A 15,141-nucleotide genomic window follows, 5' to 3' on the forward strand; every position below is an offset into this window, starting at 1 on the left:
AAGTTAACACATGTTCAAGGAATGATCATTTGAAAATTGAACAGTGAAATTGCGAAATAAGATTTATACCACGAATGCCGCCAGGTAGCGGATGGCAACGATCAAAATACAAAGTACAAGCATCGTCTTGATGACATTGGGACGCACGTGCTTTTGCATGCGTGCTCCCAAATACGTCCCCGCCAGTCCTCCCAGGCCGAAAAGAATGCCCAGCAGCCAGTCCGGCGCAACAGCCATGTGCGGATACAGGGGAGCGATTCCCTGAAAAAAGACAACTCCGGCAATGGAGGTAACAAAGGTGCCCAGCAGCGCGGCGCCTGCCACGGTGTGCACGGGTAGTCCCAGAAATGCCACAAAGAACGGGGCGATAATGGACCCGCCGCCGATGCCGTAGATTCCTCCGACGACCCCGACCACAAGGCTCATGATGAACACGGCGCGTGTGGAGGTTCGGTACTCCCTGCCTGCGAAACCGTAGGCGATGACCGACGTGGTAAAGGCAATCGGGGTGACGGTTCCGGCGCTGGCGGGCTGCGGCCTGCGTTTGTCCAGCAGGATGTTGCGGCCCATGCGCAGCCCTATGTAGAGCAGGACAAACGCGACAAAGAGCTTGAAATGACGTGGGTCCGGAAGGTACCGCACGCGGATGACGGCTCCGACCAGCACGCCCGGCAATGTGCCCAGAACAACGGCCCAGGCCAGGGGCCAGACCATGCGTCCCTCGCGGATATAGCGGTAAACCCCGCCGGGGATGGCAACGATGTTGTACAGGTGGTTGGTGGCGCTGACCGATGGGCTGGCGTAGCCCAGAATGGTCATCTGAAAGGGGAGCAGCATAAAGGCTCCGGACACCCCGCCCATGGAAGTGAAGAACGAAATGACAAAACTGACCAGAGGCGGAAGAAGCGGATTCGTTTCAATGCCAGCCGTGGGAAAGTACATATGTCCCCCCGGTCTTCCCGTTTGTTTCGGTCGTCGGGTATGAAATCATACTAACAGAGTCTGGTTCCGTGGCTCATTTTTATCAGCCGTTCGTCTTTGCCGTAAAGGAGAATTATATAGCTTTCGAAAAAAAATATAAGGTCATTTCTTTTAAAAAAGACAAGGCCGACGCAGAGTAACCATGCGTCGGCCTTGATTTTTTCACTCTTTTAAGCAGCTTGCGAATTGAACCGGCATGTACCTTGCCGGAGAATTGAAAGACTGCCGGGAACTGCTTTTTTAGTGCGCCTGAGCCCAGTTTTTACCCACGCCCATGTCCACGGTCAGCGGTACGGAAAGGTCGGCAACGGACGACATGATCTCCTGCAGCCTTTCACCCGCCTGCTGTGCCGTGGCTTCGGGAGTTTCAACGAGAAGTTCGTCGTGTACCTGCAAAACGAGCACGGCGTTCAGTTCGCGCAGTTGCTCGTCTTTTGCCGCGTCTATCATAGCTTTTTTGATGATGTCCGCAGCGCTGCCCTGAACCCGCGTGTTGATGGCCTGGCGTCTGGCCTGGCTCTGCAGGTTGTTGTTGCGCGAGTTGATGTCCGGCAGCAGCCTGCGGCGGCCCATGATGGTGGTTACCGAACCTTTTTCTTTGGCTTCCTTTTCTATGGCGTCGTAAAATTCGCGGACCCTGGGCATGCGTTCGAAATACCGGGCAATGAAGTCCTTGGCCTGAACCATGGTAATCTTGAGTTCCCGGGCCAGGCGCTGCGGCCCCATGCCGTAGAGCAGACCGAAGTTGATGGTCTTGGCATTGCGCCGTTCGTCGGGGGAAACCTCGGCAGTTTCCTTGCCGAACAGCAACCCGGCCGTGCGGCTATGAATGTCCTTGCCGTGCAGAAAGGCGTCAACAAGGCCGGGGTCGCCGGAAAGATGGGCCAGCAGACGCAGCTCGATCTGCGAATAGTCTGCCGCGGCCAGCAGGTTGCCCGGCCCGGCTGTAAAGCAGGCGCGCATGCGTTTGCCCATGCGTCCCCGGATGGGGATGTTCTGAAGGTTTGGGCCGGAGCTGGAAAGACGTCCCGTGGCGGTTGCCAGGTTGTTGAACGTGGTGTGCAACCGTCCGTTTGCATCCACCATGCGGGGCAGCGGTGCCAGGTAGGTGGAGCGCAGTTTTTCCAGCATGCGGAATTCCAGAATTTCCGGGATGATTTCGTGGTCGTCGTGCAGCTTTTCCAGCACGGTGCTGGACGTGGACGGCACTCCGCCCGGCGTCTTGCCCTTGGCCTTCAGCCCCAGCTTGTTGAAAAGCACCTCGGCCATCTGCTGGCTGGAGCGGATGTTGAACTCCTCGCCGGCCAGTTCGATGATGCGGCCGGAATGGACGTCTATCTGTTCCTGTACGTCTTTGAGAAATTCAGCAAAGGCTTCCAGATCGATTGCCAGCCCGGCGTTTTCCATGTCTGCCAGCACGGGGATGAGCGGCATTTCCAGACCGGCCATCAGCTCGGTCATCTCGGCTACATGGATTTTTTTCTCCAGGGCGTCGGCCACAACCGCGGCTTTCAGCCCTTGGGAATCGGGATGTACCGGATCGGTTTCCGGATCGTGCTCGAACAGGCGGCAGACCTGTTCAAAGGAATATCCCCGCTCCTCCGGGTTCAGGAGATAGGCGGCCAGGGAAAGGTCGAAGAATTTTTCCAGGGGCAGGTCGCGCCAGGTTGCATCGGCCCGGTACAATTCCTTGAGGGAAGGCACGGCCACGCGTTCGGCCTTGGCAAGCCAGGATACGAGGTCGGCAACAGGGCAGGCCACGGCCCATTCCTCACCCTGTACACCAATCTGAAAGCCGATTTCGCCCGAAGGAAGCTTGTCCTCGTTTGGGACAAGGCCCACACGTAAACCGTCCGGGGCGGGCAGGCCGTCGGCGGATGCAGCTTTGTGGATGTTCAGGGGCTTGGCCTTGGGTGCGTTTTCAGAAAGTGGGAAGAGGCTGTTCTGTTCCGTGCCCGAAACCACGGTCCGGGGAGCCGGACGTGGCAGGTCGCGCAGCATGCTGCGGAATTCATACTCCTCAAAAAACGCGCGCAGCCCGTTCAGGTCGGGGCTGGCCGGAGTCAACGCGTCGTCGTCCAGTTCCAGACAGCGTTGGGTGTCCAGACGGGTCAGCTGGCGGTAGGTCTCGGCGTCTTCGCGTTTCCCTTCCAGTTTTTTGCGAAACTTGGGCTCGATGGCGGGCAGATGGTCGAAAATTTCTTCCAGGGTGGCGTAGTCGGCCATGATTTTCTGGGCGGTCTTGGGGCCGACTCCGGGCAGGCCGGGAATATTGTCGCTGGAATCGCCGATAAGGGCCTGGAAATCGGGCCAGGATGCAGGGGCCAGGCCTGTTTCTTCGCGGAATTCGGCAAGTCCCGTCAGTTTTTCCTTTTTACCGGACGGGTCCCACATCCAGACATTGCCGGTAAGGCACTGCTTGAGGTCTTTGTCCGCGCCGATGATGATGACCGGGCGTTCCGATTCGTAGCGTGCTGCCAGGGAGGCAATGCAGTCGTCCGCTTCACAGCCTTCGGCCACGTGCAGGGGAATGCCGAGCAGCTGCACGGCCTGCTTGATGGGGTCCAGCTGGCGCACCAGATCTTCGGGCGTGGCATCACGCTGGGCCTTGTACTCCGGAAAGAGTTCATGCCGAAAATTCTTGCCCGGTCCGTCCAGAACAAAGGCCATGCGTTGGGGCGTTTCTTCCCGCAGAATACGGAGCATGAGGCGCAGGATGAAATACAGCGCGTTGGTGGGCATGCCGTCGGCCGTGCTCATGTCGCGGAAGGCGTAAAAACCGCGGTAGATGAAGGCGGACCCGTCGATGAGGTAGAGCGGCGGCGTGGACAGTTCAAGACGTTCGGAAAGAGACATGTATTATTCCTGATTCGTGTTGTTTGGGTTGTTGGCGTTGGCAGTGTTCCCTGTGGAGCAGGAGCGCAGGGCGCGGTCGCAGAGCCGTTCCATGATGATGTCACGCGGTGTTTTGCCCTGAAATTTCTTTATTTCTATTTCGGAACGTGCGGCAGTGCGGTGCCCTCCGGCTCCGCCCAGATGGCCCAGGCAGTTGGCAGCCAATTTGCCCACGTCGCGGCGGATGCCGTCGCCCCGGAAGATGGAGACCACCTTGCGTCCGGAGCGGCCTGAAACCACGCACCAGCTTATTTCCTGCACACGCATGAAAAAGTCGGCCAGAATGACCAGCACGTCCGGGCTTTCCACCTTGTCCATCCAGATGAAGGCACCACCGTTGATCTGGGTGATGGAATCGAAGGCCTGCTTGTAATATTTGGTCCAGGCCAGGGGAAATTCGTTGCGGACGATCTTGCGGATGATGTTTTGGTCCGCGAATTTGCTCAGATAGCGGAAGGCCTTGATGTCCGCATCGCAGAAGTCCCGTTCAAAGCTCATGGTATCGGACTTGATGCCGTAAAAAAGGGCCGTGGCAAGCTGCCGTGAAGGTTTTATCTTCAAGCTGTAGAGGTATTCCACAAACAGGGTGGAACATGCTCCGTATTCCGGGCGGATTTCCATGAAGTCGGGTTTTGGCCTGTCTTCAGGCAGGGGCTTTTCCGGGTGGTGGTCCACAATGATGGAGAAGTCGAAACGGGAAAAGATCGGGTCGTGGTGCGGTTGGGAATCCACTATGGCGTACTTGTTGTAGCGTTCGGCCAGCCGGTCCCGGTATTTTCTGTTTTTTATGCGCAGGTAATGGATCATGGCCAGATTGTCGGGCCTGAAGATGTCGTTGATGCGCACTATGTCCACATGGGCAACCCGGCGGCGTATGATGCGGCGCAACGCAATGGCGGAAGCCAGGGCGTCCGGGTCGGCATTGATCATCACCAGCCAGGATTGGGATTTGTCCAGCTTGCTGAAAAGCTGGGCCATTTCATCATCGAGTTTTCTGAAATACGACATGCCTTGTGTCCTGCATGCTTCTATAAATTCAGTTTGTTACGCTGAAAAATAGTGTTAGCTGTCAGCTGTTCCCCTTCCGGTCCCGGACATCCGGTCCTTCCACAGCACCTTCCAATTGTATACCGCGTCCTGCCACCACGAGCCAGGAAGAATCTGCCTTGGCTGCAATTTTTGCGTTCAGTCTGCCCAGTCCGCGGGTAAAGGCGCGGGTTGTGGAATCCGCGGCCACCGGTCCCAATCCGGTTTCAGAGCTGACGATGATGAGGTTCTTGTCTCCCACTTCGTCGAGTGCGGCCAGCAGGTCGGTAGTGCGTTTGTTCAGCTGATTTTCCTGCATGGCCAGAAAATACCAGAAATCCAGGCTGTCCAAAAGAATGTCGGTTCCCATGCTCAGTGCCCGGCGCAGGCTGTCGGCCAGGTCGGTTCCCGTCTCTATGACGGGGATTTCCGCCGGGCGTGCGTCCCGGTGCAGGCGTATCTGCCTGCGAAAGGACTCGTCTTCGGCCCGTCCCGTGGCAATGAAGAGCTGCTTTCCACCATTCCGGTACAGTATGTCCAGGGCAAAGTCGGATTTTCCGGAAGCCTGCCCGCCTGTAATGAAAATGATCATATGTACCCCCAGTTGCGGCAAAGCCTGTTCAGTTCGGCAAGGGATGCATTCAGTTTGTCCGGGCTGAACAGCTCCAGCACCACGGTTTCCCCCGGTCGGATGATGCCTAGCAGACGGCGGAGGAGTTCCTGCCCGGTCGTGTCCAAAGTGTTCAGTGCATGGTGGCGGTCTGTGCCGTTGATTCTGTCCGGTGCGTTGAGGTGCAGCATGCGGGTGCGCTGGGCAATGGCGGTGTTGTCCACAAGTCCTTCCTGCCCGTACGCCAGCATATGGCCGAGGTCCAGACAAACCGAGAAGCCGAGCCGGGAAATGTGTGTGGCGAATTTTGCCGGATCGAATTCGCCGATGTTTTCCAGGAGAACCTTGTCCATGGCCACGCCTTCGGCTGCAAAGCATTCGGCCAGAAGGTCCAGGGCGCCTACGTCTTCTATGGCGTGCACCACATAGGCGCTGGGCGAAAGGAACGCAGCCCTGCGCACCAGCCCGCGGACAATGTGCGAAACCGCTGCTTTCCCCTCGTTCCATGGTAGATCGAGCGGCATGTGCACGTGGTAGCGCAGGGGAAGGTCCGCCAAAGAGGGGGGCAGATCGTCTTCGGTATAGTCCAGACAGGCCCGGCCTTCAAAAAAAGTGAGGGCAATTTCCGGGTACTTTCCGACCAGTTGGCGGCAATTCCCGGCCACCGTGTCCGGGAAGACGAACGAAGGCACGGCCAGCGGCCACGGCAGACTGCCAGAAAAATTGGCGGACAGGCCGGAAGAAAAATTTGTGGAAGAGCCGGGCGGCACGGTGTTGCTGATGTTTTTTTGACCTGACATGATTTCCTTGAAATAAGGCGTCAATATTTTTTCATTCCTACCGATAAAGAAGATACAGACGTTCGGAGTGAGGACAGAAAAGTCCCGGCGTTTCGGACGGATGCACTTCGGCGGGGAAAAGGTTTTTTTAGGAATGTAATTTGCATCTGAAAAAACATGATCACTTTGCCGGAATACGCTGCCGCAAGGCGGCGAGGAGGACACCATGCGAATGCGTATGCTGCTTCAGCACTTTTTCAACCCACTTCATGTATTTTGCCGACTCAAGGAATGGGGTGTAGCTGCACGCACAGCCCAGCGCGTCTGTCTGGCGTACGAACGGACCATTTACCGGGCCCTGCGGTAATCCGCATGCGAAAAAGGGAAGCTTACATCAGCGTCAGGGACTTTTCCTGACGCACGGTTTTGGCCACAAGCTGTGACGCCTTGAGCAAATCCTGGGGGAGTTCCTCAAGAAAGCGCGAGGGCGGCAGCATGAGACGCGTACCGTACAACTCCCGCCGGGCCGAATGGCTCAGATACAACCCCGACTTGGCTCTGGTCAGCCCCACGTAAAACAATCTGCGTTCTTCATCTTCGTCCGGTTTCGCCGGATTTATTCCAGAATTTCCGGAAATTTTCCCGGAAAGAAAATCCATACCTGCAAATGGCATGAACCCATCTTCCAGGGCGGGCATGAAGACGGTTTGGAATTCCAACCCCTTGGCCGCGTGAATGGACATTATCTGAATCTTTTCCGCCTTGTGGGAGACTTCTTCCAGTTCCGAGCGCAAATTGACCCAGTTGATCAGTCCGGTCCAGCCGCCGTGGTCCATAAAGCCTTTTTCCAGCTGGCGGAAGGCACGGCTTTTGAAAAACATCCTGTCAAAGGGGCGGACGTCTTCAAGAAACGCGGACAGCCCCTGCGGCCCCTTGGCCAGAATTTTTTCCGGAATCTCCACTCCTTCCAGCTCTTCCGGCCCATCCTGCAGAGCCATTCCCAAAAATGAACCGGCAGCTGCCAGAATGGCCTGCACCCGCGGTTCACGCCAGAAGGCTTCGGCCATGGGCACGGTAAAGGGCACGCCTACTCTGTCCAGGCTTCGGGCCAGCGGCGGAATCAGACTCTTGATGCGTACCAATATGGCGATATCGCCGGGCGACTGAGTTTCCTCGTTGCTTTCGGACATGGTCAGCGAAGTGCCGCCGATGAGCTTGCGGATGCGTTCGCCTATCCAGGCGGACTCGCGGGCAGTGTCCGGGGCACTGAAAATGTAGGCCTCACCCGGAATGTCCAGGTTGGGGCGCAGGGACGGAATCTTGGGAAAAAGCGCGGCGGCCAGTTGCAGAACCGTGGGCGCGCTGCGGTAGTTTTCCTGCAGGGTGATGCAGGAAAGTTCCGGCCATTTGGCCTTGAGAACGGCTTCCACATCGGGCACTGCGCCACGGAAGGAGTAGATGGACTGGCGCGGATCGCCAATGGCAAAGAATCCCTTGCCGTTTTCTTCGGCCAGTGCCGTTACCACTGCGATCTGCAACGGGGAAAGATCCTGCACCTCGTCCACCAGCACATGGGTGTAGGGGCAGGAGTAGATTTTCGCCTCGATCTGCTCCAGGAAAAATTCAAGCAGGTCGGTGTAATCGACCAGATTCCAGTATTCTTTCTTCTTGGTGTAGCGGTGGAAGGCCTCGTCTTCGGTGCCCGGTCCGCGCAATTGTTCGCGCGACAGGTTGAGTTCGTTCCAGGCCTGCTTCAGCTTGGGACCGGTCAGTTCCGGGTTGCATTCGGCGTAGACCTTGAAGGCCGCTTCCTCGGACATGATGACCGGGGATTCGCTGTAGGCATTGCTCCAATACTCAAAAGCCAGGGCGTGCAGCGTGTCCGCCCGTGGCAGGGCGGCAGGGCCGCCTTCCAGGCGCGCGAGGCGCTCGCGCATTTCCGCCGCGGCCCGATGGGTAAAGGTAACGGCCAGGATGTGGCGCGGGGTTTCCCCTTGTTCCAGCAGGTGTTCCACTCGGCCCATCAGGGTTTGGGTCTTGCCCGTGCCCGGACCTGCCATAACCAGAACCGGTTCCGGACCGGCGTCAATGGCCTGTTTTTGCGCCTCGTTGAAAAAAACGGGGCGGTCGCCGGTGGCTGACGGCTGTACGGCTGCTACCGGATTGGGGAGGGGGAGGTCTGCGGACTCGGCCTTTTGCGGCATGCGGATGAGAAATTTGCCCTGAACCATTTCGGCTCGTTCGGCGTCGGAAAAAACGTGGATGACGCCGTATTGGCCATCGAATCCGGGTGACTTGAGCACCTTGCCCGCGCGCATGCGCAGGACGGCTTCGGCCAGGGGCGGGGATACCTTGGCTATTTCTTCGGCAGGAGCGTCCTGAAGAATGTTCAGCTCCGAGCCCATGCGGGACATGGCCCGGCGGTACAGGGTGGAGACTTTCTTGGTGGCCGGACCGCAGCCCAGAATTTCGCCCATGAGTTCGCGCAGGGGAATAAGCGAGGTAAAGCCGGGCTGGTTGGACGGTTTTTCCGGCTTTTCCCGGTCGGCCAGTTCCATGACGCGGTTGAGAACGCCCACGGTGATCGGCTTGCCGCAAACAGGGCAGATGCCGCCCCTGGAACGGGTCTCCTCCGGTTCCATCACGATGCCGCACTTGCGGTGACCGTCCAGGTGATATTTTCCTTCTTCGGGAAAGAATTCCACCGTACCCAGAAATTTGCGTCCCAATCCTTCGCCGCGCAGGGCCCGCAGAATGCCTTCGTACGACATGTCGCCGCTAAAGACGTTGGCCTCGCGTCCGAGTTTTTCACCGGAGTGGGCGTCGGAGTTGGAAATAAGACGGAAACGGTCCAGGGCGCTCAGGTGCCAGTTCATGTCCGGGTCGCTGGACAGGCCGGTTTCCAGGGCAAAGATATGCTGGCTCAGGTCGCCGAAACATTCCTCAATGCTGTCGAAGCCGGACTTGGAACCGAACAGGGAAAACCAGGGCGTCCAGATGTGGGCCGGAACCAGAAAGGCCAGCGGATCGAGTTCGAGCACCATTTCCAGAAGGTTGCGCGAATCCAGCCCCAGGATGGGGCGGCCGTCCGACTTGATGTTGCCCACGGCTCCCAGGCGTTCGCTGAAACGGCGGGCGGCGTCGAGATTCGGCACAAAGACCAGGTTGTGGACCTTGCGCACTTTTCCGCCGCGCTTGTAGATGGAGCTGATTTCCGTCTGAAGGATGAAACGTGTTTTCTGGTGGGGAAGATACCCTTCGGACCAGGGGATTTCTCGTGCCAGACCGCTTTCCGACTTGAGCGCCAAAAGGCCGGTGCCGTCGTCTTCCTCCAGCTGTTCGGAAAGCTCTTCCAGCCATCCGGGGTGTTGAAAGTCGCCGGTTCCGACAACGGAAAGTCCCTTGACCTTCGCCCAAGCGGCCAGATTGCGCGGGGTCAGGCTTTTACTGGTGGCTCGGGAATATTTTGAATGAATATGAAGGTCGGCCCTGAACTGTTCCATGCATCCTCACCGTGAAATTTTAGCTTTTGTCGGCACGGAAAAAATCCTTGAACGCGTCCAAAGCTGTTTGCTGGGTGGCTGCGCGTACCGAATCGATATCATCGTACGCATTTTCCAGGCAAAACACTACCTCCGCATCCAGCTTGCGCGCCTTGCTCATGCCCCGGAGAACGGACAGCGCATTGGCTTTGAGCATGCCGCGTCGGTAGGGCCTGTTTTCGGTTACGGCCGTAAAAACATCGGCCACGGCCATGATGCGCGCGCCAAGGGAAAGTTCTTTTCCGTTGCGTCCCTTGTGGTAGCCGGTGCCGTCCATCCGTTCGTGGTGGCTGCTGCCCCATTCGTTGATCACTTCCATGCCGCGGACTCTGGAAAGCACCTCGTCGCAGAACCGGGGATGCAGCCGGATGATGTCGTATTCTTCGCGGGTCAGTTTGCCGGGCTTGTCCAATATGTATGTAGGGATGCCCAGCTTGCCCAGGTCGTGCAGGTTGCCGGCCACGCCCATGAGCTTGATATCATGGTGGGAAAAATCGAAGCGGCCAGCCAGTTCCTGGGCCACGGCGGCCACGCCACGGGAATGGGTGGCTGTGAAGCGGCTTCGGAAGTCGATTATATGCGAAATAAAACGTGAAAAACCGCGCAGGTCTTCCAGGTGCAGATGCGGGTCTTCCAGCTCCCCGAATCGTTCGAGGGAAATGTCCTTTTGGCGGATAAACTCCAGCACATCACAGAAATTATCCTGAGCCGTCTGGGTGATGGCCTCGGCAATCGTCGCCTCAAAGATTGTTCCCTTGTGCTGTTCAATGCGTTGGACCTGGGTGCACGCCATCGTGATGTCCGCATCCTTCATAAGCACGTCGGCACGGTCTGCCGCATTGAGCAGGTTGGACAGGAACATGGTCTGCGCATCCGTGTCGAAAGCGTCTTTCTTTTTCCACGGCGTGTGATGGTAGCGGACGATTTCTGCTATGGGGTCCAGGTAGGGAAAAGTCTTGAGCAGCCTGTAGCCGGTTTCGGCGTGCTCCACGTTATCCACTTCGAACTGTAGAGCGTCCAGCCTGCTTTGCAGGGTCAATCCTCCCACATCATGCAGCAGCCCGGCCATGAACAGGCGGGTTCTGTCGTGGACGCTCAATCCCATAAGGCGTCCTGCGGAACAGGCCAGATAGGCCACTCGTTTGTGATGGCCGGTGACGGCCGTGCTGATGAGATCCAGGGCGGAGGATACGCCACACATAAGTTCAAGCTGGGATACGTACATGCTATGCTTTTGCCGGATATCGGATGTTGTAAATTAAGGAAAGGCCGGAGTTGTTGATGCTCCGGCCAGTAATATTTCCTATTATTTAAGATTGGGATTGTCGAGAGTCAATTCAGTTATATTTTTGCAAAAAATCCGATTGATCTAATCCTCACGAAGGGTTGCGCAGTCTGCCGGGTCGCCCCGCAGCTTGTCCAAGGCATGGGGCAGGGCCGGGAGAATGGCGTCCAGGCATTCGCGTACCGCCTTGGGTGAACCGGGCAGGTTGACGATGATGGCTTCGCCCAGAGTGCCGGCCACGGCCCTGGAAATCATGGCGTGCGGTGTTTTGGCAAGGCTGGCGGCCGTCATGGCGTGTTCTATGCCGGGCAGCCGTTTTTCCAGTATCGCCAGGGTCGCCTCCGGGGTGATGTCGCGCGGAGCCACTCCGGTGCCGCCCGTGGTCACGATGAGGTCGAAGCACTGCATGAGTGCCAGGTCGGTAAGCAGCGCCTTGAGCTGGCTGATATCGTCCGGAATGATGTGGCCCAGGCAATAGCGCATGTTCAGCCGTTCCTCGCACATTTCTTCTACCGTGGGGCCGCTGGTGTCTTCGCGTTCGCCTCTGGAGCCCTTGTCGCTGAGGGTTATCCATGCAACGGCCAGACCGTCGGATTCAACATCGAGCGTTACGTCTCCCATGCCCTTGAGGTCCGCCATGGGCAGCAGGGTGGCGCATTTTTGGGCTTCGCCGCCGATGTTGAAGTACTGGACCCTGCCGACCATGAACAGCGCCTTGCCGTCCGCGGTCAGGGTGCTTCCCGCCCGCAGGCGGGGGATGGGCCGGTCCGTGCGGACCAGGGTTACGCCGGGGAAGTCGTCGGTACAATTGGTGAGCAGGCAGCCTGTTCCCCGAACAATGGGATTGGCAATGTGTATGCGTATGGTTTGCATTTTCGGCCTCGCTTGGAGCTATTGGGGCTTTTTCCTGAAACGTTCAAGCAGTCCCTGGATAACGGAATAGAAGGTGGGAACGGCGAACACACCCATAATGGTTGCCGCCAGCATACCGCCGAAGACCGCGGTGCCCAAGGCGTGGCGGCTGGCAGCACCTGCTCCGGAGGCGACCACCAGCGGCAGGATGCCCAATATGAAGGCAAAGGAGGTCATAAGAATGGGCCGGAAGCGCAGGTGCGCGGCTTCCAGGGCCGCTTCGACCACGGTTTTGCCCTCGGCCCGTTGCTGCATGGCGAATTCGACAATGAGAATGGCGTTTTTGACTGCCAGACCGATGAGCATGACCAGACCGATCTGTGCGTAGACGTCATTGTTCAGCCCGCGCAGCCATTGGGCCAGGATGGCGCCGAACACGCCCAGGGGGACGGCGAAGAGAACCGCCATAGGAATGGCCCAGCTTTCGTACTGGGCGGAGAGCACCAGGAAGACCATGAGCAGTGCCAGACCGAAAACGATTCCGGCCTGTCCGCCCGAGGCGATTTCCTGGAAGGCGATGCCCGACCATTGATAGCTCATGCCCTGGGGCAGGTTGGCGTCGGCGACTTCCTTCATGGCTTCGATGGCCTGGCCGGTGCTGTAGCCGGGCGCGGGAACCGCCGTGATTTCCACGGAGCTATACAGGTTGAAGTGCCGGATGTATTCCGGTCCCTTGATGTTTCGTATGGTTGCCAGGGTGGATATCGGCACCATGGAGCCGTCGTTTGCCCGAACGTAGAAGGAGTCGATATCGCTGGGCGCGGCGCGGAACTGGTCGTCTGCCTGGAGCATGACCCGGTAGGTGCGTCCGTATTTATTGAAGTCGTTTACATAATAGCCGCCCAGGTAGGTCTGGAAGGTCTGGAAGACCTGGTCGAGCGGGATGCCCAGCTTTTTGACCTTGTCCCGGTCCACATCGATGAACAGTTGGGGAACGCTGGCTGAAAACGGGGTGAACGTATACTGGATTTCCGGGCGCTTCATGGCCGCCAGCATAAAAGCATGGGTGGCCTGTTCCAGCCCTTCCACTGGCCCGCCGGAACGGTCCTGCAATTCGAACTGCAAGCCGCCTGTGGTGCTCAGTCCGCTGATGGGCGGGGCGTTGAAGCAGGCGATGGTGGCCTCCTGAATGGTGGAAAAGGCCCTTTGCGCATTGGCAATGAGGCTGTCCACGCCCAGTTCCGGGGTTTTGCGTTCGTCCCACGGTGTAAGGACCGCGAACAGGCAGGCCGTGTAGGAACTGTAGCTGGAGGTCATGATGTTGAAGCCGCCCAGCGAGAAGAAGTCTGCAACACCGGGAGACTTCTTGAGGTAATCCTCGATTTGTTTGACGACATGGTTGGTGCGTTCCAGGGATGCGCCTTCGGGCAGCTGCACGTTGATCATGTAATAGCCCTGGTCTTCCGAGGGCACGAATCCGCCGGGAACCGTTTCAAAAAGCTTGAAGGTTGCACCGCCTATGATGACCAGGGTGACGAGCACAATGGCGCTGCGCTTGATGAACAGCCGCACGGTTTCTGTGTAGCCGCGCGTGCAGGCATCGAACCCTCTGTTGAAAAGGTTGAAAAACATACCCAGGGGACCGCGCATGGGTTTCTGCTTGCGCAGGATGATGGCGGACATGGCCGGGGAGAGTGTGAGGGCGTTGAGGGACGAAATGCCCACGGATACGGCCAGGGTAAGGGCGAACTGCTGATACAGCCGGCCGGTGATGCCGCCCATGAAGGCCACGGGGATGAACACCGAAATGAGCACCAGGGTGGTGGCCACGATTGCGCCCGCCACTTCCTTCATGGCCTTTTTGGTGGCCTCGCGCGGTGGGATGTCTTCTTCGTCTATGATGCGCTGCACCGCCTCGACCACAACGATGGCGTCGTCGACAACGATGCCGATGGCAAGGACGCAGCCGAAGAGCGTCAGGGTGTTGATGGAAAATTCAAGCACCTGGAAAAGGGCGAAGGTGCCGATGAGCGAAACCGGAACCGCGATCATGGGAATGAGTGTGGCCCGGAAGTTCTGCAAAAAGATGAACACCACCAGAAAGACGATGATCATTGCCTCGTACAGGGTTTCCAGCACTTCTGCGATGGAGGCGTTGACAAACCGTGTGGTATCGAAGGGAATATGATATTTCATGCCTTCCGGAAAATAGGCGGAAAGCTCCTTCATCTGGGCTCTCAGTGCGTTGGCCACGTCCAGTGCGTTGGCTCCGGGCAGCTGGTAGATCATCATGGTGGCGGCGGGACCGGCATTGAGGCGGCTGAACGAGGTGTAGGACTTGGAGCCCAACTCCACGCGGGCGACATCTTTTACGTGCACCATGCTGCCGTCCGGGTTGGCCCGGATGATGATGTTGGCAAATTCGTCTACCATGTCCAGACGGCCTTTGACCCGGACGCTCATCTGGTATTCCTGTCCGGCTGCGGCAGGCGGCTGGCCTATCTGGCCTGCGGGGGCCTGGACGTTCTGTTCGGTGACGGCGGAAATGACGTCGGATGCGGTCAGGCCTAGTTTGGCCATCTTGTCCGGGTTCAGCCAGATGCGCATGCCGTAGTCCATGTCGCCGAACAGGTTGACGTCGCCGACGCCGGGGATGCGTTTGAGCGCATCATACAGGTTGATTTTGGCGTAGTTGTTCAGGAACAGCGTGTTGTAGCGGTTGTCTGGCGAAAGAAGGTTGATGGCCATGAGCATGTCCGGAGACTGCTTCTTGACGCTGACGCCGCTGCTGACCACGTTTTGCGGGAGCTGCGGCGTAGCCAGGGACAAACGGTTCTGCACGTCGACGGTTGCCAGTTCCAGGTCGCGGCTGATGTCGAAGGTGACGGTCAGGGTCATGCGTCCATCGTTGGAACTGATGGAGTTCATGTAAAGCATGTCCTGCGCGCCGTTGACCTGCTCCTCGATGGGGGTGGCCACGGTTTCTTCCACAACCTGGGAATCGGCGCCGGTGTACTGGGCGGAAACCTGTACAGTGGGCGGCGAAATCTGCGGGTATTGCGCAATGGGAAGGGTGAATATGCTGATGAGGCCAGTCAGCGTGATGATGATGGAAAGGACCGACGCGAAGATCGGCCGTTCGATAAAGAAATTGACCATGACGGCGCAGCC

General features: G+C 58.0%; 10 protein-coding genes. 1 reads left to right on the forward strand and 9 read right to left on the reverse strand.

Annotated elements, in window-relative coordinates; all coding sequences use genetic code 11:
* Window positions 1-63: 63 nt before the first annotated feature.
* The 5 genes from ACI0FJ_RS19460 to cbiR all read right to left on the reverse strand — a co-directional run bounded on the left by ACI0FJ_RS19460 (window position 64) and on the right by cbiR (window position 6,312).
* A complete protein-coding gene (locus ACI0FJ_RS19460) occupies window positions 64-942 on the reverse strand; it encodes a sulfite exporter TauE/SafE family protein (RefSeq protein WP_424306210.1) in 879 nt (292 codons plus the stop codon).
* Window positions 943-1,221: 279 nt separating this feature from the next.
* Window positions 1,222-3,837 carry a DNA polymerase I gene (polA, locus tag ACI0FJ_RS19465; protein ID WP_424306211.1) on the reverse strand — a complete coding sequence of 872 codons (2,616 nt, stop codon included), beginning with the start codon at window positions 3,835-3,837 and terminating at the stop codon, window positions 1,222-1,224.
* Window positions 3,838-3,840: 3 nt separating this feature from the next.
* Complete coding sequence (locus ACI0FJ_RS19470) at window positions 3,841-4,884, reverse strand: DHH family phosphoesterase (RefSeq protein WP_424306213.1); 1,044 nt, start codon at window positions 4,882-4,884, stop codon at window positions 3,841-3,843.
* A gap of 61 nt (window positions 4,885-4,945) precedes the next feature.
* Window positions 4,946-5,494: a bifunctional adenosylcobinamide kinase/adenosylcobinamide-phosphate guanylyltransferase gene (locus tag ACI0FJ_RS19475; protein ID WP_424306215.1), complete on the reverse strand. Its 549-nt coding sequence runs from the start codon at window positions 5,492-5,494 to the stop codon at window positions 4,946-4,948.
* The gene (cbiR, locus tag ACI0FJ_RS19480; RefSeq protein WP_424306217.1) at window positions 5,491-6,312 is read right to left on the reverse strand and encodes a cobamide remodeling phosphodiesterase CbiR; all 822 of its coding nucleotides are present in this window, start codon (window positions 6,310-6,312) and stop codon (window positions 5,491-5,493) included. The genes ACI0FJ_RS19475 and cbiR overlap by 4 nt, the downstream gene beginning before the upstream one ends.
* A 205-nt stretch (window positions 6,313-6,517) precedes the next feature.
* On the opposite strand from cbiR, the gene ACI0FJ_RS19485 reads away from it, so the two are divergent.
* Window positions 6,518-6,658, forward strand: a complete 141-nt coding sequence (locus ACI0FJ_RS19485; RefSeq protein ID WP_424306218.1) for a hypothetical protein — start codon at window positions 6,518-6,520, stop codon at window positions 6,656-6,658.
* Between the two features lie 22 nt (window positions 6,659-6,680).
* Here the strand turns inward: ACI0FJ_RS19485 and ACI0FJ_RS19490 are convergent, their stop codons facing one another.
* The 4 genes from ACI0FJ_RS19490 to ACI0FJ_RS19505 all read right to left on the reverse strand — a co-directional run bounded on the left by ACI0FJ_RS19490 (window position 6,681) and on the right by ACI0FJ_RS19505 (window position 15,129).
* Complete coding sequence (locus tag ACI0FJ_RS19490) at window positions 6,681-9,794, reverse strand: UvrD-helicase domain-containing protein (RefSeq protein ID WP_424306219.1); 3,114 nt, start codon at window positions 9,792-9,794, stop codon at window positions 6,681-6,683.
* 19 nt (window positions 9,795-9,813) lie between these two features.
* Window positions 9,814-11,058, reverse strand: a complete 1,245-nt coding sequence (locus ACI0FJ_RS19495) for an HD-GYP domain-containing protein (protein WP_424306221.1) — start codon at window positions 11,056-11,058, stop codon at window positions 9,814-9,816.
* Between the two features lie 144 nt (window positions 11,059-11,202).
* Window positions 11,203-11,991 (reverse strand): MogA/MoaB family molybdenum cofactor biosynthesis protein, encoded by a 789-nt coding sequence (locus ACI0FJ_RS19500; RefSeq protein WP_424306223.1) that lies wholly within the window; start codon window positions 11,989-11,991, stop codon window positions 11,203-11,205.
* Window positions 11,992-12,009: 18 nt separating this feature from the next.
* Window positions 12,010-15,129: an efflux RND transporter permease subunit gene (locus ACI0FJ_RS19505; RefSeq protein WP_424306225.1), complete on the reverse strand. Its 3,120-nt coding sequence runs from the start codon at window positions 15,127-15,129 to the stop codon at window positions 12,010-12,012.
* Window positions 15,130-15,141 lie beyond the last annotated feature (12 nt).

The organism is Desulfovibrio sp. 7SRBS1, from assembly GCF_049723905.1.
Classification (GTDB): domain Bacteria; phylum Desulfobacterota; class Desulfovibrionia; order Desulfovibrionales; family Desulfovibrionaceae.